This window comes from uncultured Gilvimarinus sp. (assembly GCF_963975215.1).
Lineage (GTDB): Bacteria > Pseudomonadota > Gammaproteobacteria > Pseudomonadales > Cellvibrionaceae > Gilvimarinus.
Genome location: NZ_CAXBFW010000004.1, coordinates 179,691 through 193,168 on the forward strand (window position 1 = coordinate 179,691; position 13,478 = coordinate 193,168).

At 56.3% G+C, this 13,478-nt stretch carries 15 protein-coding genes; 4 read left to right on the forward strand and 11 right to left on the reverse strand.

Annotated elements, in window-relative coordinates:
- Positions 1–45: 45 nt before the first annotated feature.
- Both AAC019_RS05055 and mutM read right to left on the reverse strand, forming a co-directional pair.
- The gene (locus AAC019_RS05055; RefSeq protein ID WP_339897495.1) at positions 46–498 is read right to left on the reverse strand and encodes a DUF2059 domain-containing protein; all 453 of its coding nucleotides are present in this window, start codon (positions 496–498) and stop codon (positions 46–48) included.
- 196 nt (positions 499–694) lie between these two features.
- Entirely contained in the window at positions 695–1,507 is an 813-nt protein-coding gene (gene mutM, locus AAC019_RS05060; RefSeq protein WP_339897497.1) for a bifunctional DNA-formamidopyrimidine glycosylase/DNA-(apurinic or apyrimidinic site) lyase, read from the reverse strand.
- A gap of 180 nt (positions 1,508–1,687) precedes the next feature.
- On the opposite strand from mutM, the gene AAC019_RS05065 reads away from it, so the two are divergent.
- Positions 1,688–3,670: a hydantoinase/oxoprolinase family protein gene (locus tag AAC019_RS05065; protein ID WP_339897498.1), complete on the forward strand. Its 1,983-nt coding sequence runs from the start codon at positions 1,688–1,690 to the stop codon at positions 3,668–3,670.
- A gap of 9 nt (positions 3,671–3,679) precedes the next feature.
- Here AAC019_RS05065 and AAC019_RS05070 read toward each other — a convergent pair whose 3' ends face one another.
- Positions 3,680–4,660, reverse strand: a complete 981-nt coding sequence (locus AAC019_RS05070) for an alpha/beta hydrolase (RefSeq protein ID WP_339897500.1) — start codon at positions 4,658–4,660, stop codon at positions 3,680–3,682.
- Between the two features lie 211 nt (positions 4,661–4,871).
- Here AAC019_RS05070 and AAC019_RS05075 point away from each other — a divergent pair, with 211 nt between their 5' ends.
- Together AAC019_RS05075 and AAC019_RS05080 are read left to right on the forward strand one after the other, a co-directional pair.
- Positions 4,872–5,600, forward strand: a complete 729-nt coding sequence (locus AAC019_RS05075; protein WP_339897501.1) for an SIMPL domain-containing protein — start codon at positions 4,872–4,874, stop codon at positions 5,598–5,600.
- A gap of 24 nt (positions 5,601–5,624) precedes the next feature.
- A complete protein-coding gene (locus AAC019_RS05080) occupies positions 5,625–6,059 on the forward strand; it encodes an MgtC/SapB family protein (RefSeq protein ID WP_339897503.1) in 435 nt (144 codons plus the stop codon).
- Here AAC019_RS05080 and AAC019_RS05085 read toward each other — a convergent pair.
- The 6 genes from AAC019_RS05085 to AAC019_RS05110 are packed head-to-tail and all read right to left on the reverse strand — an operon-like array spanning position 6,056 to position 10,083.
- Positions 6,056–7,336: a glycosyltransferase family 4 protein gene (locus tag AAC019_RS05085; protein ID WP_339897504.1), complete on the reverse strand. Its 1,281-nt coding sequence runs from the start codon at positions 7,334–7,336 to the stop codon at positions 6,056–6,058. The genes AAC019_RS05080 and AAC019_RS05085 overlap by 4 nt on opposite strands.
- Positions 7,337–8,326 carry a lipid A deacylase LpxR family protein gene (locus tag AAC019_RS05090; RefSeq protein ID WP_339897506.1) on the reverse strand — a complete coding sequence of 330 codons (990 nt, stop codon included), beginning with the start codon at positions 8,324–8,326 and terminating at the stop codon, positions 7,337–7,339.
- Positions 8,327–8,343: 17 nt separating this feature from the next.
- The gene (locus AAC019_RS05095; protein WP_339897507.1) at positions 8,344–8,658 is read right to left on the reverse strand and encodes a DUF3144 domain-containing protein; all 315 of its coding nucleotides are present in this window, start codon (positions 8,656–8,658) and stop codon (positions 8,344–8,346) included.
- Positions 8,659–8,685: 27 nt separating this feature from the next.
- Entirely contained in the window at positions 8,686–9,090 is a 405-nt protein-coding gene (locus AAC019_RS05100) for a nuclear transport factor 2 family protein (protein ID WP_339897508.1), read from the reverse strand.
- A gap of 11 nt (positions 9,091–9,101) precedes the next feature.
- The gene (locus AAC019_RS05105) at positions 9,102–9,290 is read right to left on the reverse strand and encodes an antitermination protein NusB (RefSeq protein WP_339897509.1); all 189 of its coding nucleotides are present in this window, start codon (positions 9,288–9,290) and stop codon (positions 9,102–9,104) included.
- Positions 9,283–10,083 carry a hypothetical protein gene (locus tag AAC019_RS05110; RefSeq protein WP_339897510.1) on the reverse strand — a complete coding sequence of 267 codons (801 nt, stop codon included), beginning with the start codon at positions 10,081–10,083 and terminating at the stop codon, positions 9,283–9,285. The genes AAC019_RS05105 and AAC019_RS05110 overlap by 8 nt, the downstream gene beginning before the upstream one ends.
- Before the next feature lie 235 nt (positions 10,084–10,318).
- Between AAC019_RS05110 and AAC019_RS05115 the strand changes: the two genes are divergently transcribed.
- Positions 10,319–12,655, forward strand: coding sequence for a Tex family protein (locus AAC019_RS05115; RefSeq protein ID WP_339897511.1), 2,337 nt, complete (start codon positions 10,319–10,321; stop codon positions 12,653–12,655).
- Positions 12,656–12,780: 125 nt separating this feature from the next.
- Here the strand turns inward: AAC019_RS05115 and AAC019_RS05120 are convergent, their stop codons facing one another.
- Both AAC019_RS05120 and AAC019_RS05125 read right to left on the reverse strand, forming a co-directional pair.
- Positions 12,781–13,209 carry an FAD-binding oxidoreductase gene (locus AAC019_RS05120; RefSeq protein ID WP_339897512.1) on the reverse strand — a complete coding sequence of 143 codons (429 nt, stop codon included), beginning with the start codon at positions 13,207–13,209 and terminating at the stop codon, positions 12,781–12,783.
- Positions 13,210–13,248: 39 nt separating this feature from the next.
- On the reverse strand, positions 13,249–13,478 hold a 230-nt coding region (locus AAC019_RS05125; RefSeq protein WP_339897513.1), incomplete at its 5' end, for a VOC family protein.

A 13,478-nucleotide genomic window follows, 5' to 3' on the forward strand; every position in this document is an offset into this window, starting at 1 on the left:
AACTCAGGCGGGCTTAAATAAACAAGCCCGCCTGAGTTAAGATGACTACTGGGCCTCGGGCTCAGCGGGCTGATTTTCTTGCTGAGCTTTTTCTAAAATTGCCTGTAGCTCGGCTTGATGCTCTTGGGCAATGCGCATACCTACCTCACTCCCCTCCTGAAACAGCTGCGGCATAACATTAATCGCTTTTTGCCCTACCGGGGTTTTGTAAAAGTCGATTAATTTTTTAATCTCGTCTTCGGTAAAGTATTTACGGTAGATCTCGGCCATATCACCTTTCATGGCGTCCCAGGTAAAGTACTTGTTAGTCCACGCGCTAATTTCATCACTGTAGGGCGCAAGCGCCGGGTTAGATGAGGTAATCATGGTAACCATTTGCGACGAGACTTGCTCCATTTGCTCTTTGCTGCCCACTAAGTCCATTAGTTCATAAACGGGCTCAGCCGCTTGGGTAGACATACAGAGGGTCATTAACGACGCGGCGAGTAGTTTTTTCATTGCATTCTGTCCATAAGTTGCCAACGACTCGATATCATTGATAACTCGCACCCAGTTTCCAGCTGTTGGGTGGGAGCGTTATCGGTCGTTTTATCATGATTGCCGCGAGCCGCAAAAGCCCGCAGCGGTAAAAATCCCCCTGCATTTATAGCATATTTAAATCGCCGCTGCGTTACGAGTGAGGGCAAAAAATAAGCTAGCGCTGGCAGGCGGTACAATACACAGTGGTGCGCTGCCCCAACCTTACTTCTTTTAAAGGCTTGTGGCACTGCACACAGGGCTCGCCGCCACGGCCATACACTAAAAGCTGTTGTTTAAAATAGCCGGGCTTACCGTCGCTGCCAACAAAGTCGCGCAAGGTGGTGCCGCCTTGCTCGATAGAACGGGCTAAAACAAATTTTACCCGCGCCACCAGCTCGTCGCATTCGCGCCGGGTAAGGGTGCCGGCTTTACGGATCGGTTTTATGCCGGCCATAAAGAGCGCTTCATTGGCGTAAATATTACCCACGCCGACCACGACTTTACTGTCCATTAAAAACTGTTTGATGTTTTGTGTGCGCTTGCGAGCGCGGCGAAACAAATACTCACCTGAAAACTCTTCACTGAGCGGCTCGGGCCCGAGATGCGCCAGTAACGCGTGGCTGTATACATCACCCGGCTGCCACAAGATCGAGCCAAAGCGGCGCGGGTCATGGTAGCGCAGCAAGTTATCACCAAACTGAATATCCACATGATCGTGAGGAGCCGCCGCTGTGCCCGGCGGGACAATGCGTAAGCTGCCCGACATACCCAAGTGAATAAGCACGGTGCCCCCGGTAAAACCCAGTAACAGATATTTACCCCGCCGCGCCGCGTGCAATAACGTTTGCCCTTTAAGATGGCGCTCCAGCTCGGGCGGCACTGGCCAGCGCAAACGCGGCTGACGCACCGTTAGCGCGATCACTTGATGACCGACAATGTGCGGCGCGACACCACGCAAGGTGGTTTCAACTTCGGGTAATTCTGGCATTAGTAGATATCTCAGGTGCAAAGCACACAGTGTTTTGTCAGGCGCTATTGGGCCAAAAAAATGGCCCGCCGTAAACACTCGCCCAATACGCCCCCATCAAACAAGTATCAAATAACCTCTTACCCCGCGCCTGCCAGCCCCTTACAATAGCGCTTTTACGATTAATAAACTGGACGAATAATGCTGTTAGGTGTTGATACCGGAGGAACCTTTACCGACTTTGTGCTGGCTCACGCCGGGACACTCCGCATTCACAAAGTGCTTTCAACCCCCGACGCTCCAGAGCGCGCGATACTGCAGGGTATTGCCGAGCTTGGGCTCGAGCAGGCGTTGGCCCGGGGTGAGTTAACGGTGATCCACGGCAGCACAGTGGCCACCAACGCGGCGCTAGAGCGCAAAGGCGCTCACACCTTATACATTACCAATCGTGGCTGCGCCGATATACTTAGCATTGGCCGGCAAACCCGCGAGCAACTTTATAACCTGCAGCCCGAACCGCGCCCGGTGCCTGTAGCGCCTGAAGATTGTATCGAGGTGGGCTGCCGCTTAAGCGCCTCGGGGGAGCGTATCAGCGAGCTGAGCGAGGCCGATATTACGCACCTGCAAGCGGTAATCGCCAAGCGTCAGCCCGCCGCCGTCGCCATCAACCTGCTGTACTCGTTTCTCGATGACGGTGACGAAAAGCGCTTGCAGGCAGCGTGCCCCAGCAGCGTGTTTAGCTGCCGCTCATCGTTTGTGCTACCGGAGTACCGCGAGTACGAGCGCGGCATCGCCACCTGGCTAAACGCCTACCTTGGGCCTAAGGTGCAAGGCTACCTGACCCGGCTACAAGCGGGCATCACCCCCAGCCCGCTGGGCGTAATGCAGTCATCCGGCGGCACCATTGACGCCGCCCAGGCCGGCGACCGGGCCGTTAACCTGTTGCTCTCGGGCCCCGCTGGCGGGCTGGCCGCCGCGGCGCATTTTGCCCACCTGATTGGCAGCGAGGGCGAGCCCGAAAAACTGCTGACCTTTGACATGGGGGGCACCTCGACCGATGTCGCCTTGATCGATGGTGAGCTGCAACTGACCAGTGAAGGGCGCCTGGGCCCTTACCCCGTAGCCGTGCCCATGGTTGATATGCATACCATCGGCGCTGGCGGCGGCTCCGAGGCGAGCATCGACGCCGGCGGCTTATTGCAAGTAGGGCCCGAATCCGCCGGGGCCCACCCGGGGCCCGCCTGCTATGGCAAAGGCGGTTTACGTGCCACCGTGACCGATGCCAACGCCGTGCTGGGGCGCTTGCGGCCAGAGTATTTCTTAGGCGGCGCTATGGCGCTGGATGCGCCAGCCGCCGAGCAAGCGGTTGACGCCATAGCCAAGCCTCTGGGGCTGACACGGCAGGCCGCGGCGGCCGGCATTATCCAGCTCGCCAACGAGCATATGGTGAGCGCTTTGCGGGTTATATCCGTCCAGCGCGGCCGCAACCCGCGCGAATTTAGCTTGTGCTGCTTTGGTGGCGCCGGCGGCCTGCACGTATGCGCCCTGGCGGACGAGTTAGGTATGAGCCGCGCACTGGTGCCCATACACGGCGGCGTTTTATCGGCACTGGGGATGTTGGTGGCCCCTCGCGAGCGGCAGCTATCACGCACCATAGGCACCCGGGTTAACGAGTGCGACGCCAGCCATATCGACCAGCTAATCGCTGAGCTCAGCGCCGACGGCATGCAGCAGCTATTAAACGAAGGCGTTGCCCGCGAGCAGATTCAAACCCAAATCAATTTAGATTTACGCTATTACGGCCAGAGCTTCACCCTAAACTGCCCTTTTACCCAGCTTGCGGCCGCCACCGAGGATTTTCATCGCGCCCACACCCAGCGTTATGGGCATCAGCTGGATATACCGGTAGAGCTGGTGAATGTACGAGTAAGAGTGAGCGCCGCCGGCCAGGTGCCGCCGCTGCCGCCACTTAACCCGCTCGCGCAATGCACGCCCGAGTATGTCGCCCAGCTGCCTGATATTGGCGCTACCCCGGTGTATTTGCGGGATAAACTGGGGGCTTATGCCAAGCTCGCGGGGCCTGCTTTGATTTGCGAGCAAGTATCCACCACCTTGCTGGCGCCTGGCTGGCAAGCCGAGGTAGACGGGCTGGGCAATTTACAGCTGCACAAAGCAGCCGGGTAAAGGTATGAGTTAGCGCGCCGGATGTTCACCCAGCACTTGCCCGAGCCACAAAAACTTAACGGTTAACACCTCGGCCCGGGCGGCACTGGGCGACAGCGCCAAATCGTGCATGCCCCCTTCAATTTCTGCCAGCGCTACCTGCTTACCCAGCTTGGGGCCGTAGCGGCGGATATGGTCGACATTAAGTACCGTATCAACCGCCAGCAGGTCGTCGCTCCACTCGGTGGCGCGCATCGATCGCGCCGCGTGCATCACCAACACCGGGCACGCAATATCCAGCCCCTCGTGTAACCGCCGCTGGGCAAAATACACAGCCCGCGCCCAACCGGCCGTTATCGGAAACCCATCGGTTGGCTTAAGGGCAATGTTGTAGTGCCACTCGCCGTAAAAATCACTGTGAATACTCTTGGCGTACATCGAGGGCATACCATGGTGATACGCAATATGCGGAAACCAGCGCCCCAATGCCACTACCGCCCGCAGCGCCAGGCGCTCCCAGCCGTGAAACGGAAACTCTAAAAACGGGCTATTTAAATACAGGGCATCTATCGCCTCGCGATAGCGCCCCTCGTGGGCGTAAAGCGAGGTGATTAAGCCGCCCGTCGAGTGCGCATTAATCAGTAACTTTTCGGCACCATCGCTTTTAATTTGCGCAATCGCCGCATCAATTTCGGGGTAGTATTCGGCGATGTCTTCACAGTAATTGGGCCGTTCATCCGGGCGTAACGAGCGCCCGTAACCGTGTAAATCAAGGGCGTAAAACGCGTAACCCTCGGCGCGGTAGGCGTCGGCCAAATGCACCTGAAAAAAGTAATCGGTCAAACCGTGAACATACAACACGGCGCGACGCGCGACTTTGGGGTTATCCGCCGCTCGCACCAACGTGGCGCTAAAGGCACGCTGGTTATAATTTACCGTTAATCTGGTTTGCTCAAAATGCTCGAGCTCCGTATCAGCCACCCACTGGCTACCGGCTTGTGCGTTCACCATTACGCTCCTTCTTTACCATTCCCTAATGTGTTCAGCCAAAAACTCACCGTCAACGAGTTTGGATAGCGCGCGATCCTTCGCGATCGTGCTGTTTCATGGCTATAGTGCCACAGTTACATGACACTTCGCTTATCTGAGGATAGACTATATCGTCAGGGTTAAATTAATACGTCAAACCAGACACCCTTTGACTGGACCAAGAGGCATTAATGTGACCGACCAAACAACTCGATCAAACACATCCGCCGCGTTGCTACTGGGTCTTTTCCTGTTGGCCGCCGCCGGGCTGTTAGGGTATCAGTTACACAGTACCGCCATCGCCGTAAAAGATTATGAACGGTCGGTTACCGTCAAAGGTCTGGCCGAGCAAGAGCTGCCCGCCGACATCGTTATATGGCCGGTTAGCTACGCCCTTGCCAGCAATGATTTGGCAGCGCTGTATCGCGACATCGACAGCAACAGTGAAGCAATACGTCAATTTTTGTTGGCACACGATATCGCCCCGGCCGATATCAGCGTTAACGCCCCGACCGTAACCGATAAAACCGCACAATCCTACGGCGGCCCCGAGCCAAGGTTTCGCTACTCGGCCACTCAGGTCGTAACGGTGTACAGTACCGATATCGACACAGTGCGCCGCACGATGAACAGCGTGGGTGAACTGGGCAAACAAGGCATCGTACTTACCGCCGGCAACTACGACAGTCAAACGCAATATTTGTTTACCGGCCTCAACGACATAAAACCGGCGATGATTGAGCAAGCCACCAACAACGCCCGCGAAGTGGCCAATAAGTTTGCCGCCGACTCCAATAGCCGGCTGGGCAAAATTAAGCGCGCCTCACAGGGACAGTTCTCGATCGACGCGCGCGATGCCAATAACCCTCATATTAAAAAAGTCCGGGTCGTCTCCACGGTTGAGTATTACCTCGCCGATTAAATAGCCCATCATCAGGAAGCATCCATGAGCTTTGATTTAAGCCTACAAGAAATTATCGAGCATTTAATACGCCTAGGTATCGCGCTACTACTGGCGCTGCCTATGGCGTTTAACCGCGAGCAAAGTGCACGCGGCGCCGGCTTGCGAACCTTTCCGTTAGTCGCACTGGCGGCCTGTGCTTATATGCTGGTGGGCATTCAGGTGTTTTCCGGCTCAGATGCCGAGGCTAAAGTAATGTACGGCATTATTACCGGCATTGGCTTTATTGGTGGTGGCGCTATTTTAAAAAATAACGATCATACCGTGGGCACGGCAACGGCGGCCAGCATTTGGAACACTGGCGCTATCGGCGTATCGGTTGCCTACAATCGCTACGAAATCGCACTGGTACTGTCGGTGACTAACTTTATAATCTTACAGTTTTCCAGCCCACTTAAAAGAAAGGACACCCCCGACTAGAGGCTCTTGGCTAAACGGGTTTTCACTTCAATCCAGCGCGACATAAATTCAGTACTGCGCACACTGTGATAATTAAATAAAGCACCCAGAATATTGTCGCGCCGCCACTGCGCCAAATGGCTGTGGCGCTCGCGCAGAAACGCCATAAACGCCGGCGCCAAACGGGCGCGCTGATACTCTTGTGCCAGCAAAGGGGCGCAGGCACCGGAGGCCCGCCGCCAGTCAGTTTCGCTTTGATACAAGCGCACGGCCTCTGCGGCAAGCGCCGCCGAGCTATTCGCCACGGCACCTGGCCAGTCGCTATCGCCGTGCATACTTTCGGCGCCAATCGCGGTTGTGACACTGGGCGTTGCCGTTAGCATGGCATCCAGTAATTTACCTTTAATCCCCGCCCCTACCCGCAGCGGCGCCAACAACACACGGTGCCCGGCAACGGTAGTCAGTGCATCATCGGCCCACCCCTTCACTAAAAAACCCTGTTGTTTGTTGTGTAACGCGGTGGCCTTGGGCGGCGGGTAGGCGCCGTAAATATGCAGCTCGGCGCGGGGCAACTGCCGGCGAATGGCAGGCCATACATGCTGCTTTAACCACAGCACCGCATCCCAATTGGGGCGATGGCGAAAATTGCCAATACTGACAAAGTGCTCGCGCGCGGTAAATCCGGGGGCATTGGTGATGGTCGCATCAACAGTAAAAGGAAGGTGGTACAACAACTCGGCCGGTACCTGACAATAATCAACGAGCAACGAAGTTTCAAAGCTTGAAATCATTAGACTAAGATCGCAGCGAAAGATAGCCGCCAACTCGCGCAGCAGCATATCGTCTTCGCGCATCAGTGCAAACAACTCGGCACCGCCTGCGTTTACCGGCGGAACATCCGCCCCGGCACGCCCCGCGAGCGAACGCTTTAAAGCCAATTCGCGGGCCGCGCGCAAACTGTGTAGGTCTTCGGTATCCAATACCCGCAGCGCCTCGGGAGCAGCAGTGGCAACTCGCCAGCCAAACTGCTCTTCCGTCACAAAACGATCAAACACCACCACATCGGGCGCTAACTCAACCAGCCAACGCTCAAAGCTATCGCAATTAAGCGCGATAGCGTGCGGCGTTACCTTAAGCGCGGTTAAATCGCATTGATGATCGGTCGGTGAGGCGGCCGAGGCAAAATGCACATCCGTGCCATCGGCCTGAAAAGCATCAATTAAATCGAGAATACGCCGGCCGGCCGCCGATGAATTGGGCTCGGGCCACACATAGCCAATCACTAGAGCTGTTTGCATCTATAGTTTCCAGGCGAGACTTAGCGTACCAAAGTTATCGCGAGATGAGGCGTGAGTATCTATTTTGGTGCCGGACTTGTAACCAAACGTCAGGCTAACGTCATCCCAGGCATAACTGATACCAGCGGTAAAACTCATTTGTTCATGGCGCAAATCAGATGAGGGACTTTCACGATAGGTATTGCCGTTCACCAATATATTATTAAACACATAATCGGCTTCAAAACCTGCGTACACATACCAGCCACGCTCAACCGCTGCCGGGCTACTGGTGCGCCCCTGTTGCAACAAGGTGGTGGCAAAGCTGCGTTGTAACCCGTGACCAAAACGCACAATCGCGCCGCCGCCCACGGCGGACTCTAAATTACCGGCGCGCGCCTGCGCGAGTAAAACCACATCGGCCATTCGGCTTAATTCCTGGCGCCATACGCGGGCCCTGCGCAGGGCAAAAACGGGCTCATTTTTTAGCTGATAATCCCAGCCTTGCGGCTCCTTTGAGCCAACCACTTTATGAATAAACTTTTGCGACTGCTCGGCCAATGATGCCGGCCCCACCACCCCCACTGTCGTGCGGATCATATCAGCAATATTGCCATCCACCACCACGCGACTGGCCCGATAGATTAACAGGCCCGCGTAAGGAACATCGTTGGGGTCGGGCACCGGCTTGGTAATATCGGCCGGCGTCACCATCGCCTGACCAATAGAGTGTTCGTTAAAAGCCAGCTCAAAGCGGTCGTTTAACATCCAGCTTAGGGGCTTAGTCAGCACTGGCTCATCGATCGGCCCGGAGTCTGCCACCTGATATAGCGAAGCAAAAATGCCATTGGTATAACCGCCGCCATCACGACCGGTAAATAAATCATTTTGCCAAACCAGTGATACCCAGTCAGTTGCCTGAGCCTGATTAACAAACGCGAAACCCGCCAGCAATATCGCCGCTAATAGCCGGCGATGTGAACAAGCCTTACCCTTTGTGGTTGTTGTCACCTTAGCAACACCTAGCCTTATGCGTTGTTGTTTGGCTCGTCGCCGTCGGTGCGGGTATAAACTTTAAAGTTTTCCCGGTAGTCTTCGAGGTTGTCCCGCAAGTAATCGCGATACTGATTGGTCAGGTAACGCAGTGATGCATCGAGCTCGTCGGTGTACTCTTTGCGATCGACCGAAGAGCTGGCAACAATAAAAGCATTAAAGCGCGAGGCCGCTTGCAGCATGGCGGCACTGACCATACTTGGGTCGACATTGTCGCAGTGTTCGTTAGCGCGGGAAATAAAATCGTCCACCAGATCCCAGTACTGGCGTTCATCATCAGTCAGTGCCATAAGCTCTCTACTTAAGTTAACTCGTCATTAATTCATAAACGTCATACGGCGTATCAGGCCGTCTTGAAACTGGTAAATTTTAATGACTTTGGCGCTTTGACGCGCACCACCGACACTAAAACTGGCCAGCTCCAGCGTGACGACTTTGTCGCCAAGGACAATAACATTCTCTACCACGGCTTGCGGTTTGCGCTCTTTAAAGGTTTTTCCGGTCGCTTCAATCAGCGCTCCTTTACCGGCGGTAATGGGGTGATCGGGGTAGTTGTACACCTCAACATCCGGGTGAAAGTAACCCGAATAGGCACTGACATCGTGGTTGTTGTAAGCGCGGGTTTGCTCTTCGATCAGTGTCTCAAGTGGTGCGGCTAACACCGTAACACTGCAACACAATAACCAGACAACGACCGCCAAGCGGTTTACGAAATAGCCCATAGCTGACTCTTTTATCCAAAGGGACGATTGGGTTTGCCGAGTAGCACCAACACCAAGGTGGCAATGGGGCCAAGCAACAGCGACAATAAAAACCACGCGAGGCCGCTGCGATTTTTGCCCTGCGCCAGGCCGGCGTTAATTAACGCCAGCGTACCCCAGCCAACCACATAACCACTGCTTACCACCACGGTTTCATTCATCGATTACCTCCAGGGTTTTATTCACCAGGCGTTCGGAGCGCTCACCGGCGCCGCTCGACAATTGATAATCCGCGCGGCGGGTTGTAATCAACCTATCATCGTGAACCCGGTAATGACTGTCAGACTCTATTGTAATGGTAAAACTGATCACGATAAACGCCCGCCCCCGGGCACTCATGCGGGTGCGACTGGCCAGTGGGTTGCCCTGTTCATCGATCCAGACGGTGTAAGAGCCGTCGTATTCTTTCACGTATTTGCGCTGGCGCTTGGTTAAGCGCTCGTCGCTTAGGTTAAACTCCAGCCGCCGGGCGCGCTTTCCCTGATAACTATCTTCCTCGGCGCCGAGGTACTCAGCCGTTTGCAGCTCTTGGCGAATCGCCGCGGCGGCCCGTAACATCGGCTGCACAGTGGGCAAGGTCAGCTCATCAACGCCGTCCAATGTCGGGGTGGCCGCGTCCGGGTCATCCGCCCGCTCTTGTGCCTCACGCGTCATCTGTTGCAACAACTCACCAGAGTAACTCAGGCTAAGGCCCTCATCACTGTCCTTGACAATGGCCCGGGCCCGGCCGGTGCGCGAGATCATATCCTCGTCCTCCCCGGCATTGTGGGCCGACGTTAGCGCCACCTCTGTCGTTAAAGGGCTCTGTGGCTCCAGCCGCGCCAACGCGCTGTTTAATTGCTGCAGGCTCGCCTGAGCAAATTCCGGGTCATACGCCACTTTATCAGCGGCCACGGCCAGCGTAGAGCCTCCGTCCGCCAATAACATCAAAGCCAAACAGCATTGTTTTATCACCTGCGCCCACCTCCTTTTGCCATTGTCTTAGTTCTCGACCCTGCGGATCGGGTGGGGTTCATTGCCCAGTGCACTCTATTTAACCACCTTCGGGGCCCACACACTCTGTGCGCTTGCGCAAAATGCACAAACCCCACTGCATTTCAAGACTGTTATCATGGCGGGTTTTACGCATAATGCTGAAAACGCCGCGCAGGTGGCCCACAAGACTCCTTGAATTAAATAGGCAAGATCCATGAGCAGTATTTTTCAACGTATCGCCGACGAGCTGAGTGTACGCGAACAGCAGGTAGACGCCGCCGTCGCACTGCTGGACGAAGGGGCCACGGTGCCGTTTATCTCCCGCTACCGCAAAGAGGTCACCGGCGGCCTGGACGACACCCAGATGCGTAACCTGGAAGAGCGTTTGCGTTATTTGCGCGAACTGGAAGACCGCCGCGAGGCCATCTTAAAAAGTGTCGCCGAGCAAGAAAAGCTTACCCCGGTACTCGAGAGCGAGATTCGCGCGGCCGACACCAAAACCCGGCTGGAGGATTTGTACCTTCCCTACAAACCCAAGCGTCGCACCAAGGGCCAGATCGCCATTGAGGCCGGGCTCGAGCCACTGGCCGAGGGCCTGCTGGCCGACCCGACCCTAGACCCCGAAACCGAGGCCGCAAAGTACCTCAACCCCGAGCACAAGATAGGGGACAGCAAGGCCGCGCTGGATGGCGCCAAGTTTATCCTGATGGAGAAGTTCAGCGAAGATGCCGACCTTTTGGCCAAATTGCGCGACTTTTTACAGAAAGAAGCTAACATCACTGCGCGCGTTGCCAACGGCAAAGACACCGACACCTCTCAGGAAGTACAGAAGTTTCGCGACTACTTTGAGCACGACGAGCCCCTTAAGTCGACCCCCTCGCACAGGGCGCTGGCCATGTTCCGCGGGCGAAACGAGGGTGTACTGACCATTGCCATTACCGTGGGCGACCCCAACGAGCCCGCCAGCTCGCACCCGTGCGAAGCCATGGTGGCCGATCACTGGCGCATTCGCGACAGCGGCCGGGCAGCGGACAAATGGTTATCTGAAGTGGTGCGCTGGGCCTGGCGCGTTAAGCTACTTACTCACCTCGAGACCGACTTGCTGGGCGAGCTGCGCGATCGCGCCGAAGAGGGCGCTATTAAGGTGTTTGCCTCAAACCTTAACGACTTACTGCTGGCCGCACCCGCCGGACAGAAAGCCACCATTGGCCTCGACCCCGGGCTGCGTACCGGGGTTAAAGTGGCGGTGGTAGACGCCACCGGTAAAGTGCTGGATCACTGCGCCATTTTCCCTACCATGCCGCAAAACCGCACCGCCGAGTCGGAGAAGATCCTCTCGGCCCTGTGCCAAAAACACAATGTCGACCTAATCGCCATCGGCAACGGTACCGCCAGCCGCGAGACCGAGAAGTTTGTTAAAGATATGCTGAAAAAGTACCCCGAGCTAACCGCCAAACCGGTGATGGTGAACGAGGCCGGCGCCTCGGTGTACTCGGCCTCTGAATTTGCCGCCAAAGAGTTTCCCGATTTAGACGTCACCATTCGCGGTGCGATCTCTATTGCCCGCCGGCTGCAAGACCCGCTGGCCGAGCTGGTGAAGATCGACCCCAAATCCATCGGTGTGGGACAGTACCAACACGATGTATCGCAAACCCAGCTGGCGCGCTCGCTGGACGCGGTGGTAGAGGACTGTGTAAACGCCGTGGGGGTTGAAGTGAACACCGCATCGGCCGCGCTACTGGCGCGAGTTTCTGGCCTAAACACCACACTTGCCAACAATATTGTCGATTTTCGCAACACAAACGGCGCTTTTAGCTCCCGGGAGCAACTGAAAAAGGTCACCCGCTTTGGCGCCAAAACCTTTGAGCAAGCGGCGGGCTTTTTGCGCGTCGCCGGCGGCGACAACCCGCTAGACGCCTCGGCAGTGCACCCCGAATCGTACGCTGTAGTAGAAACCATCGCCGGCAAAAACGAGCGTCATATCGCCGGCATTATTGGCGACTCGGCCTTTTTAGGTAGCCTGAAAGCGGCCGACTACACCAGCGAGCAATTTGGCTTACCCACCATTACCGACATCCTAAAAGAGCTGGACAAACCCGGCCGCGACCCTCGCCCCGAGTTTCGTACCGCCAAGTTTCAGGAAGGGGTAGAAACCCTAAAAGATCTGGAACCTGGCATGATTTTGGAGGGTACTGTTACCAACGTCACCAACTTTGGTGCCTTCGTGGATATTGGCGTGCATCAAGACGGCCTGGTGCATATCTCGGCGCTGTCTAACACTTTTGTCAAAGACCCGCGCGAGGTGGTGAAAGCCGGCGACATCGCCAAAGTGAAAGTGATGGAGGTGGACGTAGACCGCAAGCGCATCGGCCTATCGATGCGCCTGGATGACACCCCCGGCGAGAAAACCGGCGGTGGTGACACGCCCCGTCGCGCGCGCGGCAACAAGCGTGACAGCGGGCGCAACCAAGGCTCGCAAGGCGGCAACAACAAAGCCGCACTGGGCAGCATGGGGGCTTTGCTACAGCAGGCCATGAAAAACAAGAACTAGCGCACAAAATGGGGTTGGATGGCGCTCAAGTTTTCGTACCGGCCGCCGCCAACCCTAGTACCGGGGACCCTTGTGTTTCTTGCCCGTATTGTACGGCATGAGGGAACCCGGAATTTCTCCGCTTATCAGTCTTCCAAACCCAGCGCAGGCATTAGCCGCCTCACTTCGCGCTGCTCGGCCTCGCTCAGCTCACCGTACCAACGCGGGTAGGGCCAGCCATAACCCCAGCGATAGGGCGTATTAAACAAGGGGCTGCCACCCAAACGGACACCGGCAAGCATCAGCAAGGCAATTTCCGACTCACCCACCTCGGCAACACAAGCCTCCAGGGCGAGGTCGGCGTCTAGTCGCTGTTGGTAGGTGCCGCCTTGCCAATAGGCCAGATCGTGCGCCTCACAGCAGGCCAGCCACAATTGCTCCTGCGCCCAGGTGCCATCGGGAAACGAGCTGCAGCCGTCGCTGGCAAACGGCAACAGCACCTGCGCGCTCAGCAGCGGCGCCCAACTGAGGGTTAAAAACGCCACCAGCACGGCTTTAGGGCAACGCGTTAACACACAGCCTCGTTATTCTTTTAGCGGGTTTCAGCAATACATTTATTCCACATTCAGCTGCCAGCTCACACCATAACGATCATCCACCCAGGCAAACAGCTCACTAAAGCCGTAGTTATCCACCGGCATATGAGCTTTACCACCGTCCAGTAATTGCCCGTAGGCCGCCTTAAGCTGTTCGGCACTGTCGCAGGTAACGAACAGCGACAGTGCCGGGGTAAAGCTAAACTCATGCTTAACGGGGCTATCCATGGCCATCAGCGACTGCCCCG